Genomic DNA, 17,920 nt, shown 5'->3' with positions numbered 1-17,920 from the left:
GCTGCGGCTGGCGCGGGGGCAGGCGGAGCCGGTGACTTGCCCGCGGTCACTATTAAGATGTAGGCGATAACGATCGCGGCGACGACAATCGCGCCGATGTCCTCGGCGCGGTCATCCTTGAACAAGGTCATCTTACCTTTTTCGCCAGCGGCACCAAGGGTTTCACTGCCAGGTTTTTGAGCCATGAATAATTTCCTCCGTTAGCGCGTCAGATAGCGACCAGATAGTCCTTGATCATCAGAATGACGATGAGCGCAAGGACATATTTGGTGACGCCGACAATGAGACCGACTTTCAGCGGCGTACCGCCGGCCTGTGCGATTTCCTTAAAGTCGATGTAACCTCCCAGACCGACCAGACCGAAGCCGAAGATCCAGGTCATCCATAGGCGCAGCATCTTGATGGCCTCGGAAGGCGGCAGACCGCATTGCAGGAACGCCTTCTCCGCTTCCGAAATACCCGTCGGACATTTCATCCCCACCGAGCCGAAGGCGCCGAGGCTGGTCAGCAACACCATCGCGGCAAAGCCGATGACGAATACCGGGAATTTCTCCACCAGCAGTGTGCCCAGACCCTTGCGTTCGACTTTAGCTTCCTTTGCTTCTTTGCCGGTCCAGTACCACACGGTCACGATGAACACGGCAAACGGGATGGAGATGACGCGCATGATGTTCCAGATTTCCGCCACGGAAACCGCCGTGCCCGGCGCAATCGTGGGATTGAACGCGAGCGCCGCCGCCAACACTTGACCCGAGTTGAGAATGCCTGTTCCGATCCACGCACCGTATTGCAGGTCGGTGAGACCCAGCGCATGGCCGATAAACGGACTGATAAACATGGTCAGGATGCCGAAGCCCAAAATGGTGGCGATGGCGTAAGCGACATGCGCGGCCTTTGCTTCGACGGCTGGTGAGGTGGCCACCGCCGCACTGACGCCGCAAATGCTGAGCGCATTGGCCAGAACGCCAGTCATGGAGCGATCAATACCGAATATCTTGCCGAGCCACAGCACCATTACGATGGTCAGGAGCACGAAGCCGCCGATGAGAAATATGGCGAAGGCGCCCAGTTGTACGATGGCCTGCACAGTGTAGAGAGAACCAAGCATGATGATGCCGGTCTTGATCATGAGACGGGATAGCTTGAAGCCATTGCTGAAAATCGCCGGCATGGTCCCGCCGAATACAACGTTGCGATAAAGGAGTCCGGCCAAAATGCCAAGTAGAATGTAGTTAAGGTGGAAGGCGTCCGTCAGCGGCTTCTGCATTCCGAACACCTTGGTGACAGCCATCCACGGTTCTATCCAAAACTTGATTACGACAAGGGTTATCACAATCAATGCCAGGCCGGGAATGGCACTCGGCAATTTTCGGAAAAAACCTGTATCACTCATAGTTATGTTCCTCCGTAAGAACGCTCTTTAGTGTTGATACTCCGGTTTACTTCTGACGTCAGTTGGGTAAGAAATGCAATGCGAGGGTTGGGTGTCATGCCATCCGTTTTATCTCCTTGGATCACTTGGTTTCTGCTTATAGTTATAGACTATTTAATGAGCCGAAGCAGTTTATTAGTATTTCCTTATATAGTGACTTGTGCAAAAACATTCAAACACAAGCATTCCACGCAAACAAGCGCGGCGTACAAGACGAACAGCATGACGGAAGGCGGAAAGTTTTTATTCCGTTTCAGCTGCCGGCAGGAAGAGAGTAGGGCAGGGATTGGAGCGTGAGTGGCGGACCGGTTTCGCTCCCGAGATGGAGTTTGCCTGCAGCAGCGCTGCTGATCTGGATCACGGCCAGCAGGTCATAACCGCCATCAGGCGATGGTTGCGCCTCCACGACCGTGCCGGCAGACTGGCCGGGAAAGTCCGGAGCATAAATGGAATCACCCGGTCGCGGCAGGACGTCGCCCTCCACATGGGCACTGTACATGCGTTGTTTGAGCTTGCCGAGGTACTGCATGCGCGCCACGATTTCCTGTCCCGGGTAGCAGCCTTTCTTGAAATTGACGCCGCCGACGACTTCGAGATTGGCCATCTGCGGCACGAATTCCTCGTTGGTTTCGGGATGGATACCGGGAATTCCCGCCATGATGTCGAGCCAAGCCCATACCGCCGGCCCAGCCGGCGTCGCTTTGGACTTGAGACGTTCCCATAGTTTTTCCGCCGCGGCGGTCGGCGCGATGATTTCATAGCGCGGATGCAGCCCAGGCAGACTCAAAATAGTGACATCCTCGCGAGTTTCGCAGCCGTTATCCCCGCTGGGAGCAAAGTCCGCCGCCTCCGTAATGATCTTTTTGGCATCCGGGCCAGATAATCCGATGGTAACCAGTTCTGCATCCACGCTCTCCAGTGTCACTTTAGCGCGCAGCACGAACATACGCAGTCGCTTGAGCGTGTTCTCGATCAATGCCGCCGGCAATTGCAACAGGGTGTCGTTACTGCGCCGGAACAGCCGGAAGATGACCATCATTCGCCCTTTGGGATTGCACCAGGAAGCGAGCTGGCTGTGAGTCGCGTCGAGCTGGCGTATGTCGTTGCTCAACTGACCGTTGAGGAAATTCTGCGTGTCGTCACCGCGCGCGCGGATCAGCGAAAAATCCGAGAGGTCGACGAGGACATGGCCATGCGCGGCAGAGCGGCGTTCCTCTGCCGGATGACCGAAGTGCTGCACGCGATCGCCCTCCAGGACGGCGCCCTGATTCTGGATGAAATTTTTCCAAGTCTCGTTCATGTGTCTTGTTGCCAGTGCTGACCGGGATGCGCATGATAGCGGAAACTCGCCTGGCTGGGCGAGGCCGGGACCAAAGACAGAGTCTGAACGCCTCGCCAGTGTTGGCATTCACGGCGTCCTGGTTTAAAACGTATGGACGCCACAACTGGGCGGTTTACACTATGGTTATGTTGAAATTCACTCTCTTGGCGTCAGGGCGTAGAGTGTGAATAATTAAAGGATGGACGACTTTGACAGTCATGGGAAATAACAAAAAACGTCCGGTATACCTCAATCTGTTCAAAATCCGCCTGCCCGTGGGTGGAATCCTGTCCATATTACATCGCGCCACCGGCGCGTTCCTGGTTCTGCTGCTGCCAATCGCACTATATATATTGCAGCGTTCGCTGCAGGACCCGGCGGCCTATGCCGAGCTCGCCGCCCAGGCAACTACCCTCGTTGGCCGACTTGTTGTACTGATTATCTTGTGGGTATTTGCCCAGCACTTCTTTTCCGGCGTTCGGCATCTGCTGTTGGATATCGGTATTGGTGACAGTAAGCCAGCCGCGCGTCGCAACGCCTGGCTCGCCTTTGCCGCATCCCTGACTGTCGTGGCGCTTACCGGAGTGTGCCTGTGAGCCGCTTACGCTCCGCGGGGAGTGCGCACGCCGGTGTCGCGGAATGGCTGCTGCAGCGCGTGACCTCGCTGTACATGGGCGGTTTCGTCATTTACGCCATCGTGCATCTCAGCTTGTCGCCGGTGCGTGATTACACCGCGTGGAAGGCCTGGTTCGCCATGGGTTATGTGCGCATCGCCTGGGCACTGTTCCTGGCCAGCATCCTGATTCACGCCTGGGTCGGCATGCGCAGCATCTATCTCGATTATCTGCATCCGCTGTGGCTACGCTTCAGCGTCACAGTGCTGACGGCACTGGGCCTGCTCGCGCTGGCGCTGTGGGCGGCACAAATTCTATTATCCGCTGTCCCATGAAAAACATCCCACGCCGTCGTTTCGATTGTCTGGTGATCGGCGCCGGTGGCGGCGGGCTGCGCGCGGCGCTGCAACTAGCGCAGGGCGAGGCGCATGTCGCCGTCGTGTCCAAGGTATTTCCCACGCGCTCGCACACTGTCGCGGCGCAGGGTGGCATCAACGCCGCGCTGGGAAACACGCAGCCGGACAATTGGCACTTTCACATGTACGACACCGTGAAGGGCAGCGACTATCTCGGCGATCAGGATGCGATCGAATACATGTGCCGCGCCGCAGCGAATCTAGTCATCGAGCTCGAACATTACGGCGTGCCATTCTCGCGTCTCGAAAACGGCCGCATCTATCAGCGCGCCTTCGGCGGTCAGAGCCTGAACTACGGTGCCGAACAGGCAATGCGTACCTGTCCGGCCGCCGACCGCACCGGCCACGCAATGTTACACGCGCTGTATCAGCAGAACCTGAAAGCACGTACGCATTTCTTCGACGAGTTCTTCGTTGTGGATTTGTTGATGGACAAGGATGGTTATGCGCTCGGGGCAATAGTTATCGAGATCGAAACCGGCGAGCCACTGATCATCGAGGCCAAGACCACGCTGGTTGCCACCGGCGGTGTTGCGCGCCTGTACCGCACTACGACCAATGCCATGATCAATACCGGCGACGGCATGGCCATGGCGCTGCGCGCCGGCATTCCATTGCAGGACATGGAGTTCGTGCAGTTCCATCCGACCGGTATCGCCGGCATCGGTATCCTCATTACCGAAGCCGCGCGCGGCGAGGGCGGATACCTTATTAATGCCGAGGGCGAGCGTTTCATGGAGCGTTATGCGCCGCACGCCAAAGATCTCGCCAGCCGCGACGTCGTCAGCCGTTCGATTTACGAGGAAGTCCACGCCGGGCGCGGTTGCGGTCCGAAGAAGGACCATGTGCTGCTCAAACTCGACCATCTCGGCGCTGAAACCATCAATAAACGCCTACCGGGCATTCGCGAATCCGCCATCCGCTTCGCTCATGCCGACCCGGTGGAGAAACCCATCCCGGTCTATCCCACGGCGCACTACACCATGGGCGGTATTCCCACCAACCGTTTCGGGCAAGTGGTGGCGCCGGTGCATACCGGACCGGAAGAGGCGGTGCCGGGCCTTTATGCCGTGGGTGAATGCGCCTGTGTCTCGGTGCACGGCGCCAACCGCCTCGGTGGCAATTCGCTGCTCGATATCATCGTGTTTGGCCGCGCAGCCGGCAATCACATGCTCGAATACCTTAAAGAAAACCGTAGCCATCGCCCGATGGCGGAAGCAGCGGTGGATCGCGCCATGGCGCGCCTAACACGCTGGGACAAGCAGGGTGAGGGAGAATCGGTCGATAAACTGTGCGACGAACTGCGCCTCACGATGGAGGATTATTGCGGCGTGTTCCGCAAGCAGGACTTGTTGGACGAGGGAATTAAAAAAGTCACGAAACTGGTAGAACGCTTGCAACATGCCACGCTGCGCGATCACAGCAGGATATTCAACACCGCGCGCATCGAAGCGCTCGAACTCGAAAACCTCATGGATATCGCGCTCGCCACGGTTCACTCCGCCGCTGCGCGTCATGAATCCCGCGGCGCGCATTCACGGCTCGATTATCCGAAGCGCGACGATCGCAACTGGCTCAAGCACACGCTTTACAGCCGTGAAGGTAACAAGCTCGATTACAAGCCAGTGCGGATGAAGCCGTTGACAGTCGAACCATTCCCACCAAAGGAAAGAGTTTATTAATGGCTCTGACCGAGAATGAATAAAGGGGCGAGTACCCTTTAACTATCGTAAGTACAGAGTGGTTTGTAAGTAAGCAACTTGTTTATCCCCGCCCCTTGAAAATGCGTTCCAGATGTTCCAGATCGTTCACCACTTTCCAGTCCGTGGCCCCGGCATCGCGGGCGCGCTTTTCCCACCATTCCAAACGTCCCATGTAGCGGCGCGGGTCGACGTTGTCGGTGGTGAGCTTGGTGACATTCAGAGCGATGATGCGGATGCCCTGCAGGTTGATGGGAAAATCCCGCACCGTTTTATAGTCCAGCTCTTCCTGCATATCGGAGAAAATCAGAATGGTTTTTTGTCCTGCGCCGGTCTCGTTGAGGAATTCCGAGGCCTGGATGATGCCACCGGTGATGTCGGTATAGGCGCTGCCTTTCTTGAGGTCGGCCTTGAAGACGCCGATCTTTTCGGCGAATTCGCGCTTCTGATTATTGATCTGCATCGGGTCCTTGCCCAGGGTCATTTTCGCAATGATGTCCTTCTCGGAGAAACTGCGGCTCTTGACTCGCGCCACGGCCAGCGAATCGCCGGCCTTGAGGGTGCCGAGCATATAACTCACGACGCGTTGCGCCTTGTCGAGTTCCTGCGAGTAAGTGCCGGAAGTGTCCACCAGCATATAGACCGCTTGCGCGTGGCTGCGCGAATCAGCGCAGGAGGTGGCGAATAGGCTTAGCGCCAGAAGCGGAACAATCCAAAAGTGCCGGCTCACAGTACATGCTCCCCATGTTTGGATAGAGCGGTCATCTCGCCCGAACTACCCGGAGGCAGGGCAGCCCGGCGTGGACCGCGATTCAGCACCGCGCGTTCGATGACCAACGGCAGGAAGATGATCGCATCATAAAGATACCCCGTGCCCTTGCCGATCTGTTGCACCATGCTGGATATGAAGCGCATCGCGAATCCCAAGCCGCGGATTCCCAGCACCAGCAGCGCGCCGAAAACCGTGCGCCCGGAGTGAATCAGATATTCCAGAGGAATGGCCACGAAGGCCAACGCGAACGGCAGGGTGAAGCCGAGAATCATCTGGGCCGCCTTGGGAATATCCAGCGCCCAGGAGTTGGCCATTGCTTTCGTAACGGCTCCGCCACCGGCCAGCTCTTGTTTCAGAGCGATGTCGGCCGAAATGATCATGTCGCGCATGACCGCGAGCGCAACTTCAACGCCGGCGAGGATCAGCAAAATACTGAAGGAGATCCACACCAGCCAGCGGCGCATGCGGTTGTTGATGTTGTTCAGCGGGAACAGGTGGGTGTAGCCCAGCGACTCCATCAGAAACAGGCCCATCAGGGTTTCGAACATGATGATCACCATCGCCGCCAGATACGATGCCTGGATATCGCCGACGATGTATTCGGAGCCGCCGACCATGGCGGACATCGGGCGTTCGATGAGCCAGAAGTTCACGAATGCGCCGCCCGCGGCGATCATGATCGCCAGCAGCGAAATCACGAACAGGATTGTGGACGAGGAGGTCAGGGAATGCTCGGCCATTTCACTTTTGGCGTGGATCTGTTTGTACTTCTCTACCTGCTCATCGATCTTGGCGGCACTCTGTTGCATGCCGCCGAGGTCCTTGTCGACCTTTTTCAGAGTGCGGTCGACCGAGCGCCAGAACGGCATGAAGTTTTTAAGAATATTATGGCGTTGCTTGGATGACTCACGGTACTCGTTGATGACTCTCTCGTAGATTTCGTCGATGGAGTTGCTGATGTCTTCCAGTATCCTTTCCACCAGACCGTCACCGGAGGGTTTGATCTTGGCGATCGCGGCCACGGCCTTGGTCCATTCCGGCGGGGGCGGGGGCACTTCGCCGCATTTCTGAAATTCCTCCTCGATACGCGTGATCTCGTCCATGAGCTTGCGCTGCAGCGCCGGGTAACCGTGAAGGTCGCGTTCTACCAGATTGGTGACACGGTCGAATTCCTTGTTGATGCCGTGCGAAACTTCTTCACGCCCGCGTGACAGCAGCACTTGCTTGTTGCGCTCGCGCAGCACCTCGGCGGTTTTGAACAGCCAGCGTGACATGAGGCGCAGCGGGTTGCTGATCGCACGGAATACGGCACGCAACAGACTGTGCATCGCCTGGCGCGCGCCGTAGAGTATCGGGACGGCGATGAAAAACAGGACCAGCAATGACAACAGCAGCTGGTCAGGCCAGATGATCAGAGCGTGCAGGATTTCCATTGGTCTCTCTCCTAACGTGAAACACGGAAACGCCCACGCTGGAGCTGTTTCCGTGTTTGATGAGTTAATTATTAGCGAGCTTCCGGGGATGAGCCGCCTTGGTCCGACCAAAGGCGCGAAACATGGGGATTACTGGTCGGTAATTAAGCCAATTTCAGCCGGGAAATGTCGGGTTTTCCAGTGTTTCGCAGGATAGGACAACAGGCTAAACTCAACGCATGCGATTTTCGATCTATCGCTTCAACCCTGAAACCGATAAAAAGCCGCGTATGCAGGCCTGTGAGCTGCCTGATGACAGCGGGGCGGTGATGTTGCTGGATGCCCTGGTGCTGCTCAAACAGCAGGACGACAGTCTCGGGTTCCGGCGCTCGTGCCGGGAAGGAGTGTGTGGGTCGGACGGGATGAACATCAACGGCCGCAACGGACTGGCATGCATCACCCCGCTGAAGGATTTGAAGCAGCCGATCGAGCTGCGGCCGCTTCCGGGGGTGCCGGTGATCCGCGACCTGATCGTGGACCTGACCCAGTTTTACACTTCATACCGGGCCGTGAAGCCCTGGGTGATCAATCACGAACCGGAACCGGAGATAGAGCGGCTTCAGACACCCGAAGATCGTGAGAAACTGGACGGCCTGTACGAGTGCGTACTTTGTGCTTGTTGTACAACGGCTTGCCCGTCATTCTGGTGGAATCCCGATAAGTTCCTGGGACCGGCCGCGTTGCTCCAGGCATGGCGATTTCTGGCTGACAGCCGCGATCAGGCCACCGGAGAGCGCCTCGACGATCTGGAGGATCCGTACAAGCTGTTCCGCTGCCACACCATCATGAACTGCACCGAGGCCTGCCCCAAGGGTCTGAATCCTGCCAAGGCCATTGGCCATATCAAGATGGCGCTGGCGAAGCGGGTTTTGTGATGGGTGAATCGTCTTCCCCCTCATCCCCATCGGTTCCTGCCGGGGCGCGCGAACAGCTTGCGCGCCCGCTCGATGGCGCGGATGTCCACCGGACATCCGCGACACCTTCATCTCGCCTCCCTCCAGGGGATAAGGGGGTGAGCCGAAGCGCACAAGACGCGCGTAAATATGACAGGCTCCGTTGGCGTTGTCGCCGGGGGCTTCTGGAGCTGGATGTAGTCCTCAAGAATTTCCTGGATCAGGGTTACGCATCGCTCACGCCGACCGAACAGGACGCCTTTGATAAATTACTGGCAGTTCCCGACAACATCTTCTGGGCGTATGTTCAGGGGAGCGAAAATCCACCTGAAAAAGAGTTAATGCAACTTGTATCCAAGATCAGAAAGTAATCTGATTTTAAACATAAAAGTTTCGCGTTTTATGGCGGGAATACTGCTGTTCGTGCATCTCGGCGGGATGCTGCTTTTGTTGGTAGTGCCCGTCGTCTGGCCAGTCCGGCTGATGCTCTGGACGCTGATAGGGGCGAGTCTTTACCGGTCACTACGCATTTATGTGTGGAAACAGGGATCGACAGCCATTGAGACGATCGAGATGGACAGCGAAGGGGTAGTGTCGGTGCGATTCGCGGGAAAGGACGCTTGGCACGTTTGCCAGATTGCCAGCCGTTTTGTTCATCCGTGGCTGACGCTATTATCCCTGAATATAGAGGGCCGGCGCTGGCCGGTCAGTCTCGCCATTGCCGCCGATGCCGTGGAACCGGAAGCGTTCAGGCGTTGGCGCGTCGCCCTGAAGCTTCATAGAGTTCCGGCGTAAGCACGGTGTCCTGGGGAGTTCCGGATAGCGCCTTCGGATAGTCACGCGTGTAATGCAGACCGCGCGATTCCTTGCGCGCGAGAGCGGAGCGGATGATCAATTCGGATACCAGCAATAAGTTACGTAATTCAATAAGATCGTTCGTAACCTTAAAGTTACTGTAGAACTCTCTGACTTCCTCTTTCAACATATCCACCCGGTGCTGGGCACGTTGCAGGCGCTTGGTGGTGCGCACGATGCCGACGTAGCTCCACATGCCACGGCGCAGCTCGTCCCAGTTGTGTGATACCACCACCTGTTCGTCGGGGTCGGTCACGCGGCTTTCATCCCAGGGTGGCAGGTCGATTGGCGGTTGGCCGGCCGTCGGCAGATGTTTGAGTATGTCCTCGGCCGCGGTTTTGGCGAACACCAGGCATTCGAGCAGGGAGTTGCTGGCCAGGCGATTGGCTCCGTGCAGGCCGGTGTAGGCGCATTCGCCGACGGCGTAAAGCCGGTCGAGATCGGCACGGGCGGATAGGTCGGTCATGACACCGCCGCCGGTATAGTGCGCCGCCGGCACCACCGGTATCGGTTCGCGCGTGATGTCGTAGCCGTATTCCTTGCAACGTTCGTAGATCGTCGGGAAGTGGCTTTTGATAAAATCTGCCGGTTTGTGGCTGATGTCCAGGTGGACATAATCGAGGCCGCCGCGCTTCATTTCGTAGTCGATGGCGCGTGCCACGATGTCTCGCGACGCCAGTTCGCCGCGCGGGTCGTGATTCTGCATGAACGGCTTGCCGTTCGGCAGCGTCAGGCGTCCGCCTTCGCCGCGCACCGCCTCGGAAATCAGGAACGATTTGGCGCGCGGGTGATACAGGCAGGTCGGATGGAATTGGATGAACTCCATGTTGGCCACGCGGCAACCGGCGCGCCAGGCCATGGCGATTCCATCGCCCGTCGACGTGTCGGGATTGCTGGTATATAGGTAGGCTTTGCAGGCGCCGCCGGTGGCCAGCGCCACAAAATGGGCACTGTAGGTAACGACATGTCCGGATTCCCGGTTCAGAGCATAGACGCCAAGACAACGGTCGGGCCCGGCACGGCCGAGCTTCTGGCTGGTAATGAGATCGATGGCGATATGGCTTTCGTGCAACGTGATGTTCGGATGCCGGCGGACGAGCGATTCGAGCGTTGTCTCGACCGCGCGGCCGGTGGCGTCCTCGGCGTGTATTACCCGCCGGTGACTGTGGCCGCCTTCGCGCGTCAGGTGATATTCCATCGCACCATTTGCTTGCTTCTCCTGGCTAAACGGCACGCCACGGTCAATCAGCCAGCGAATCGCTTCCGGTCCCTGACGCACGACAAACTCAACGGTCTCGCGGCGACACAAGCCGGCCCCGGCATTCAGCGTGTCTTGAATGTGCGAGTCGAACGTATCTTCCTGACCGTTCAGAACCGCGGCCACACCGCCTTGGGCGTAGAGACTGGCGCTCTCCGTCAGCGCCGCCTTGGCAAGGATCGTAACCCGCGCCTTGTCCGCCACTCGCAGAGCAAGGCTGAGACCGGCAGCGCCGCCGCCGATGATCAGGACGTCTGAGGACTGGGGGGTCGTCATGTGCGTAGGATAAGGGGAGGGCACATTTGTGGTGTTTACGATATCCTATCACACGCGTCGGATGCCGTTTACCGTACCGTTGTCTTTCAGGGACAAAAGATTGAACAACAAATACCCTCTTTTCCGGGCTTTTCCAGCGAACTTTAACCCCTTGCCGCGGTCTGTTAGGGACAGAATATTCCTGTATCGGACCCATGAGGATAGGTCCTCATGAGCGAGCGGAGTATCGATCAAAAGCTGGTTGTCCGGGTGCAGAAAGGCGACAAAACCGCCTTCGATCTACTGGTCAGGAAGTACCAGCACAAGGTCGCCAAACTGGTTTCGCGTTACGTGCGCGACCGGCGGGAAGTGGAAGACGTGACGCAGGAGGCCATGATCAAGGCCTATCGCGCCATTGGAGGTTTTCGCGGTGAAAGTGCGTTCTATACTTGGCTGTACCGGATTGCCGTGAACACGGCGAAGAATTATCTCGAGTCACAGGGTCGCCGGCCGCCCGGGTCGGACGTGGAGATCGAAGGCGCGGAACTCATCGAAAGCGGCGAGGGTCTGCGCGACCAGGCGACGCCGGAACGTCAGATGCTGACCAATGAAATCGCCACGACGGTGCACCGGGTGCTGGAACATCTTCCGCCCGATCTGCGCACGGCCATCACGCTGCGCGAGATCGAGGGCATGAGTTACGAGGAAATCGCCGAAGTCATGGATTGTCCGATTGGTACCGTGCGCTCGCGCATTTTCCGCGCGCGCGAGGCCATCGACCAGGAACTGCGGCCATTGATGGAAAGGTAGCGCCATATGAACGATGAACACATGAAAGAGAAACTGTCGGCGTTGGTCGACAACGAGCTTGATGAGCTGGAAGAGCGACGCGTATTCACGGCGCTTGAGAGTGATGTCGCGCTCCGTCGCACGTGGGAGCGCTATCATCTCGTGCGCGCGGCGCTGCACCAGGATGTGGATGTCGTCGTTGCTCAGGACGCGGCTGAGCAGGTTACGAGACGCATCCAAGCCGAACCGTCCACCGCTGTTTCATTCCAGCGTCATCGTGTCACCCGTTTCCTTGGCACGCTGGCGATCGCGGCCTCGGTTGCGGCGATTGCCATTACCGGCGTGCAGTGGGTGCACCAGCCAGCCCCGGCGCCGTTACCGGCGCTGGCTGTTAACACACCGGCGCCGCAAAACATTATCCGCTCCGGCACTACGCACTGGGACATGAAGGAACCGGAGGCCGAAAGCGCGCTTAACGCCTACCTGGTAGAACATGACGAATTTGCCTCGACCTCCGGGCTTGGCGGCATGATGCCTTATGTCCGGGTCGTCGGCTACGATAACGATAAATGATTTCACGCCTCCCGGATCGTTCCGCTTTTATTTTTCTCGGTTTATTCGTTTGCTCCACGGCCATGGCGGCGGATGCTGCGCACGAGTGGTTGATGAAAATCAACCACGCGGCAAGCGCACTCGACTACGAAGGGATTTTCGTTTACCAGCATGACAAACAACTCGAGACGATGCAGATATTCCACAAAGTGGAAAATAATTCCTCGCGCGAACGCCTAATGTCGCTGAACGGCGCGCCACGTGAAATCGTTCGCGACGCAAATGAGGTCCGCTGTTACTGGCCGGACAAAAACTCGGTCATGGTCGAATATCGCAAGGCGGAAGGAAAGGCTTTTCCCTCAATTCTTCCTGAACGTTTGCAGGATCTGGACGAATATTACACGCTGACATTGGGTAACACCGAGCGCATCACCGGCCGCGTGGCGCAACTCGTGATCATCAAGCCCACCGATCAGTATCGCTATGGATATCGTTTGTGGGCGGATGTCGATAGTGGCCTGTTGCTCAAGGCCGATCTGCTCGACAACCAGGACGCTGTCCTTGAGCAGTTCATGTTCACGCAGGTCAACATCGGCGCGAAGATTCCGGCTTCGGCGCTCGCGCCCGGCATGACCGGTAAGAGCATGGTCTGGTACCGGGAAGACGGCGACACCCGGAATGTCTCTGATAAACCTGGCTGGTCTGCTTCACAACTGCCCAAGGGTTTCCGGCTCTCCGCACATATGACGCGACGGCTGCCGATGCGCAAGCAACCCGTTGAACATCTGGTTTACACCGACGGTTTGGCCGCGGTGTCCGTGTTCATTGAAAAACAGGAAAAGGGCGTAAAACCTTTCATGCAGGGTCCGAGCCGCATGGGTGCGGTGCATGCGATGAGCGCCCAATCGGGCGATTACCAAATTACTACAGTGGGCGAAGTACCGGCAGCCACTGTTGCCTTCATCGGCGGATCGGTTTCGCCGGTAAAGTGAATTTCGCGACTGTGGCATACCGGCACGGATACTGTCTTTTCTTCCTGCTGTTTCTTTCGCTGACGGTGCAAGCAGCGCCGCGTGAGTTGCCGGATTTCAGCCGGCTTGTCGTCCGGCACGGCATGGCCGTCGTCAACCTCAGTGTCACGCGGGATCCCGGCCGTGCCGGTTTTTCGCCTTCGGCCGCCACGGATGATAAATCCTCCCGCCCTTTCACGCCGCGCTCCTTTGATGAAAATCCAGATCAAGCGGAAGAGAGTTCGCTGGGATCAGGTTTCATCATTTCACCCGATGGATATATTCTGACCTGCGCGCACGTGATCGAGAATGCACGGGATATCCAGGTGCGACTGGCCGACCGGCGCGAACTCAGCGCGCGTCTGGTGGGAGCGGACCGCCGCAGCGATGTGGCCCTGCTCAAAATCGATGCATCTGCACTGCCCACGGTGGTCATTGGCGACGCGAATAAACTTCAGGTCGGCGAGTGGGTATTGGCCATCGGCTCGCCTTTCGGTTTCGACAGTTCCGCGACCGCGGGCATTGTTTCCGCCAAAGGACGGACGCTGCCGAACGAAAATTATGTTTCGTTCATCCAGACGGATGTGCCGATTAATCCTGGCAACTCCGGAGGACCCCTGTTCAATCTCAAAGGCGAAGTGGTTGGTGTGAATTCGCAAATCTACAGTGGCACCGGCGGTTTCATGGGGGTATCGTTCGCTATTCCGATCGATGCCGCCATCACGATCGGCGCGCAGCTTAAAAGCGAAGGCCGGGTACGGCGCGGTTGGATCGGGGTGAGTCTGCAGGAGGTATCGCGTGCGCTGGCCAGTGCCTATGGCCTGAACCAACCGCGTGGCGCCTTGATTGCCGATATTCTGCCTGGCAGTCCGGCGGCAAAATCCGATCTACGCACGGGCGATATCGTCCTGGAGTACGAAGGCCGAGCGATTGACCGGTCCACGGACCTGCCGCCCCAGGTGGGCCTGACGATGCCCGGTACTCGCGCGCATCTTGGTGTGTTCCGCCGCGATGGCGGCCCGCGAAAGTTGATCGTCACCGTCGGTGAGCTTAAGGAAGAGGTCGCCGCCAAGCCGGCGACCAAGCGCAGTGACGTCGAAAAGCATTCGCGATACGGACTCGCTTTGAGCGAGATGTCGGCCTCGCTGAAGAAAAATCTTGAGATCGATAATGGCGTGAGCGTTATCGGTGTCGAGGATGGTCAGGCGCGCAATGCCGGTTTGCGTCCCGGGGATGTCATACTGGAAGTGGATGGCAAACGCGTCAGCGATATTGTCACTTTCCATCGACTTCTCGAACACGCTTCCCCGGATCGACCCGTGGTGTTGCGAGTAAGGCGCGGCATGACGACGCTGTTTTTGGCGATTATTGCCGTGGAACCCACTTGAACATGCCTGAGAGGTTGTTACTCTCATGTCGGCCCTGTCATTAATATTTATGGCAACCCTGAAATAAGGTATGCTTCGCCGCGCAGGGCGTTTGGAAACAGACCATGGCCCTGAAGCCCATTTGACAGAAACCAGGAAACCAGGCGCCTCGGGCGCCTTTTTCGTATCCATGACACAGGCGGTTTCCGCCGGCGCTATTTCGACGGGAGCATCGCACCATTTGCGAATGACAAGACGAACGCAGCAGGGCTACTGCTCTTATGTCAGGACGAGCGCAGCAGGGCTACATTTATGAGCAGCTGGAATCAGGAACTGATCCGGAATTTCTCGATCATCGCGCATATCGACCACGGCAAATCCACGCTTGCGGACCGCTTCATCCAGGTCTGTGGGGGACTGGAGGCGCGCGAGATGCAGGAACAGGTGCTGGACTCGATGGATCTCGAGCGGGAGCGCGGCATTACCATCAAGGCTCAAAGTGTTGCGCTCGACTACCGGGCGCGCGACGGTCAGACATACCGCCTGAACATGATCGACACGCCGGGGCACGTGGACTTCTCCTATGAAGTATCGCGCTCACTGACCGCCTGCGAAGGCGCGTTGCTGGTGGTGGATGCATCGCAGGGCGTGCAAGCGCAGACCGTGGCCAACTGTTACACTGCCTCCGAACTTAATCTGGAAATTCTGCCGGTCCTGAACAAGATCGATCTTCCCTCCGCCGACCCGCAGCGGGCAATCCAGGAGATCGAAGACATCATCGGCATTCATGCCCAGGAAGCCGTCCGCGCAAGCGCGAAGACAGGTGAAGGCGTGCCAGAAATACTGGAAGCGATCGTCCGGCATATTCCAGCGCCGAAGGGCGACGCCAACGCACCGCTCAAGGCACTGATCATCGATTCCTGGTTTGACAATTACCTCGGGACGGTTTCGCTGGTGCGTGTCATGGATGGACGCCTGAAGCCCCGTGAAAAGATACGACTCATGGCTACCGGGCGCGATTACGTGACCGAACAAATTGGCATCTTCACTCCCAAGCGCAAACCCGTTACGGAACTGGGGCCGGGCGAGGTGGGCTATGTCATGGCCGGCATCAAGGATGTGCGCAGCGCACGTGTCGGTGACACAATCACACATGTCGACCGTCCCGCCGGCAAACCGCTCCCCGGTTTCAAGGAAATCAAGCCACGCGTGTTCGCCGGTTTGTATCCAGTTGAATCCTCCGAGTATGAAACGTTCCGCGACGCACTCGCAAAGCTGCAACTCAACGATGCCTCGCTGCATTACGAACCGGAAACCTCACAGGCCCTCGGTTTCGGTTTCCGCTGCGGTTTCCTCGGCATGCTGCATATGGAGATCATTCAGGAGCGGCTTGAGCGTGAATACGGACTGAATCTCATCACGACCGCGCCGACCGTAGTATACGAAGTAGTGACTTCGAATGAAGTACTGCTTGTCGAGAATCCGGCGAAAATGCCGGATCAGTCCCGAATCGTCGATTTACGCGAACCCATCATCCGCGCCACAATCCTCGTGCCGCAGGAATATGTCGGCAACGTCATCGGACTGTGCGTGGAGAAGCGCGGCATTCAGAAGGACATGACCTATCACGGCCGTCAGGCCATGCTGATCTATGATTTGCCACTTAACGAAGTCGTGCTCGATTTTTTCGATCGGCTCAAGTCGGTGAGCCGCGGATATGCCTCGCTCGACTACGATTTTCTGGAGTTTCGCGTCTCCGACCTGTGTAAACTTGACGTATTGATCAATGGCGATAAAGTGGACGCACTCTCGGTGATCGTGCATCGTGAACGTAGCCTGCACCGCGGACGGGAACTGGCGAAAAAACTGCGCGAGCTGATCCCGCGGCAAATGTTCGACGTTGCCATTCAGGCGGCCATTGGTTCCAAGATCATCGCGCGCGAAACGGTTAAGGCCCTGCGCAAGAATGTCACGGCCAAATGCTATGGCGGCGACACCACGCGCAAGCGCAAACTGCTGGAAAAACAGAAAGAGGGCAAGAAACGCATGAAACAATTGGGCACCGTGGAAATTCCGCAGGAGGCGTTTCTCGCCGTACTGCGCGTGGACGAGAAGTAACGTTATGGACTTCGCATTAATCATGTTGCTGATTCTGGTCGGTACCGGCGCAATCTGGGGGCTCGATCGATTGCTGCTGTCGGAGAACCGGGAGCGCAAGGCCAAGGAGCTTTCCCAGGTGGGGAAGGACAAGGAAGCGGCACGGGTGCGGCAGGAGCCGGCTTATGTCGAGTATGCGCGCGCCTTTTTCCCGGTTATTCTGATCGTGTTCCTGATCCGCTCGTTTCTGGTGGAGCCGTTCCGTATCCCTTCCGGCTCGATGCTTCCCAGCCTTTATATCGGCGATTTCATCTTGGTGAACAAGTTTACCTATGGCGTGCGGCTACCCGTGATAAACAATAAGATCATGGATTTCAGCCATCCAAAGCGGGGTGAAGTGATGGTGTTTCGTTTTCCCGGCAATCCTTCCATCAACTACATCAAGCGCGTGGTTGGCATTCCCGGCGACCATATCCTATATAAAGATAAGAAGCTGTATATCAATGGTGCGCCCATGGACCAGTCCGATGGCCGTCCTTACTTTTTTGCGTCGGGCAGCGATGCCCAGGGAGAAGCCTTGAGGATCAAGGAGAATCTCGATGGAGTGACGCATGACATTCTCACGACCAACCGTTCGGACATGCCGCTGCCCGAAATTGTGGTGCCGGAAGGCCAGTATTTCGTCATGGGCGACAACCGCGATCACAGCAACGATAGTCGTTACTGGGGCTTCGTGCCTGATCAGAATCTGGTAGGCAAGGCGTTCCTGATCTGGTTCAGTTGGGACATGACCGACCAGAGCAGGATGTTCTGGCAGCGTATTGTCTGGGATCGTATCGGCCATTCGATCAATTGACACTGATATTCAACAGGTATTGTTAAGGAGACTGTGATGCAAAATCCCAAACGCCAGGCAGGCATGACCATGTGGGGCATGTTGTTTGTGCTAGGCACGCTGGCCAGTCGGTGTCCGCGGCCACCAACAATCTCGCCACGCGCATCGCCTCGGCGGTCGTGCTGGCGCCGCTGGCGGTGCTGACCGCCTATATCGGCGACTGGCCATTCGCGCTGTTTTGGGGCCTCGCCGCCGTCGCCGTATTGTGGGAATGGACGACGC

Annotated in this window: 18 protein-coding genes and 1 pseudogene; 13 read left to right on the top strand and 6 right to left on the bottom strand. The window is 57.6% G+C overall.

Annotation, left to right across the window (positions count from 1 at the left end; all coding sequences use genetic code 11):
• The 3 genes from WB402_RS08855 to WB402_RS08845 form a co-directional block, all read right to left on the bottom strand.
• Positions 1-185, bottom strand: a 185-nt coding sequence (locus WB402_RS08855) for a hypothetical protein (RefSeq protein WP_424206995.1), incomplete at its 3' end; no start/stop codon positions are given.
• Between the two features lie 23 nt (positions 186-208).
• Positions 209-1,393, bottom strand: a complete 1,185-nt coding sequence (locus tag WB402_RS08850; protein WP_424206993.1) for a YeiH family protein — start codon at positions 1,391-1,393, stop codon at positions 209-211.
• Positions 1,394-1,685: 292 nt separating this feature from the next.
• Positions 1,686-2,732 carry a YgfZ/GcvT domain-containing protein gene (locus tag WB402_RS08845; RefSeq protein ID WP_424206991.1) on the bottom strand — a complete coding sequence of 349 codons (1,047 nt, stop codon included), beginning with the start codon at positions 2,730-2,732 and terminating at the stop codon, positions 1,686-1,688.
• A 239-nt stretch (positions 2,733-2,971) separates the two neighbouring features.
• On the opposite strand from WB402_RS08845, the gene sdhC reads away from it, so the two are divergent.
• Genes sdhC through sdhA form a run of 3 tightly spaced genes read left to right on the top strand, consistent with a single transcriptional unit; the run spans position 2,972 to position 5,465 of the window.
• Complete coding sequence (gene sdhC, locus WB402_RS08840; protein WP_424206989.1) at positions 2,972-3,349, top strand: succinate dehydrogenase, cytochrome b556 subunit; 378 nt, start codon at positions 2,972-2,974, stop codon at positions 3,347-3,349.
• Positions 3,346-3,702, top strand: a complete 357-nt coding sequence (gene sdhD, locus WB402_RS08835; RefSeq protein WP_424206987.1) for a succinate dehydrogenase, hydrophobic membrane anchor protein — start codon at positions 3,346-3,348, stop codon at positions 3,700-3,702. Before sdhC ends, sdhD begins: the two co-directional genes overlap by 4 nt.
• Complete coding sequence (sdhA, locus tag WB402_RS08830) at positions 3,699-5,465, top strand: succinate dehydrogenase flavoprotein subunit (RefSeq protein WP_424206985.1); 1,767 nt, start codon at positions 3,699-3,701, stop codon at positions 5,463-5,465. Before sdhD ends, sdhA begins: the two co-directional genes overlap by 4 nt.
• Before the next feature lie 82 nt (positions 5,466-5,547).
• On the opposite strand, the gene WB402_RS08825 is transcribed toward sdhA, so the two are convergent.
• Both WB402_RS08825 and WB402_RS08820 read right to left on the bottom strand, forming a co-directional pair.
• Positions 5,548-6,213 (bottom strand): VWA domain-containing protein, encoded by a 666-nt coding sequence (locus tag WB402_RS08825; RefSeq protein ID WP_424206983.1) that lies wholly within the window; start codon positions 6,211-6,213, stop codon positions 5,548-5,550.
• Positions 6,210-7,688 carry a hypothetical protein gene (locus WB402_RS08820; RefSeq protein WP_424206981.1) on the bottom strand — a complete coding sequence of 493 codons (1,479 nt, stop codon included), beginning with the start codon at positions 7,686-7,688 and terminating at the stop codon, positions 6,210-6,212. The genes WB402_RS08825 and WB402_RS08820 overlap by 4 nt, the downstream gene beginning before the upstream one ends.
• 218 nt (positions 7,689-7,906) lie before the next feature.
• On the opposite strand from WB402_RS08820, the gene WB402_RS08815 reads away from it, so the two are divergent.
• The 3 genes from WB402_RS08815 to WB402_RS08805 all read left to right on the top strand — a co-directional run bounded on the left by WB402_RS08815 (position 7,907) and on the right by WB402_RS08805 (position 9,415).
• Positions 7,907-8,602: a succinate dehydrogenase iron-sulfur subunit gene (locus tag WB402_RS08815; RefSeq protein ID WP_424206979.1), complete on the top strand. Its 696-nt coding sequence runs from the start codon at positions 7,907-7,909 to the stop codon at positions 8,600-8,602.
• 137 nt (positions 8,603-8,739) lie between these two features.
• Positions 8,740-8,991: a succinate dehydrogenase assembly factor 2 gene (locus WB402_RS08810; RefSeq protein WP_424206977.1), complete on the top strand. Its 252-nt coding sequence runs from the start codon at positions 8,740-8,742 to the stop codon at positions 8,989-8,991.
• A 31-nt stretch (positions 8,992-9,022) separates the two neighbouring features.
• Positions 9,023-9,415, top strand: a complete 393-nt coding sequence (locus WB402_RS08805) for a protein YgfX (RefSeq protein ID WP_424206975.1) — start codon at positions 9,023-9,025, stop codon at positions 9,413-9,415.
• On the opposite strand, the gene nadB is transcribed toward WB402_RS08805, so the two are convergent.
• Complete coding sequence (nadB, locus tag WB402_RS08800; RefSeq protein WP_424206973.1) at positions 9,369-11,009, bottom strand: L-aspartate oxidase; 1,641 nt, start codon at positions 11,007-11,009, stop codon at positions 9,369-9,371. The genes WB402_RS08805 and nadB overlap by 47 nt on opposite strands.
• Before the next feature lie 210 nt (positions 11,010-11,219).
• Between nadB and rpoE the strand changes: the two genes are divergently transcribed.
• From rpoE to WB402_RS08765, 7 genes and pseudogenes are all read left to right on the top strand, one after another.
• Positions 11,220-11,798 (top strand): RNA polymerase sigma factor RpoE, encoded by a 579-nt coding sequence (rpoE, locus tag WB402_RS08795; protein WP_424206971.1) that lies wholly within the window; start codon positions 11,220-11,222, stop codon positions 11,796-11,798.
• Between the two features lie 21 nt (positions 11,799-11,819).
• Positions 11,820-12,350, top strand: a complete 531-nt coding sequence (locus tag WB402_RS08790) for a sigma-E factor negative regulatory protein (RefSeq protein ID WP_424206969.1) — start codon at positions 11,820-11,822, stop codon at positions 12,348-12,350.
• Positions 12,347-13,321, top strand: coding sequence for a MucB/RseB C-terminal domain-containing protein (locus WB402_RS08785; RefSeq protein ID WP_424206967.1), 975 nt, complete (start codon positions 12,347-12,349; stop codon positions 13,319-13,321). The genes WB402_RS08790 and WB402_RS08785 overlap by 4 nt, the downstream gene beginning before the upstream one ends.
• Positions 13,318-14,727, top strand: coding sequence for a Do family serine endopeptidase (locus tag WB402_RS08780; RefSeq protein ID WP_424206965.1), 1,410 nt, complete (start codon positions 13,318-13,320; stop codon positions 14,725-14,727). Before WB402_RS08785 ends, WB402_RS08780 begins: the two co-directional genes overlap by 4 nt.
• Positions 14,728-15,018: 291 nt before the next feature.
• Positions 15,019-16,824, top strand: coding sequence for a translation elongation factor 4 (lepA, locus tag WB402_RS08775; protein WP_424206963.1), 1,806 nt, complete (start codon positions 15,019-15,021; stop codon positions 16,822-16,824).
• Between the two features lie 4 nt (positions 16,825-16,828).
• Positions 16,829-17,659, top strand: a complete 831-nt coding sequence (gene lepB, locus WB402_RS08770) for a signal peptidase I (protein ID WP_424206961.1) — start codon at positions 16,829-16,831, stop codon at positions 17,657-17,659.
• Positions 17,660-17,730: 71 nt separating this feature from the next.
• Positions 17,731-17,920 (top strand): annotated as a pseudogene (locus WB402_RS08765) (hypothetical protein); the annotation flags it as partial.

The sequence above is a fragment of the Sulfuricaulis sp. genome (assembly GCF_049587675.1).
In the GTDB taxonomy this organism is placed as follows: Bacteria; Pseudomonadota; Gammaproteobacteria; order Acidiferrobacterales; family Sulfurifustaceae; genus Sulfuricaulis.
Note: the sequence above shows the minus strand (reverse complement) of the source record. Positions and strands in the feature narration are given on the sequence as shown.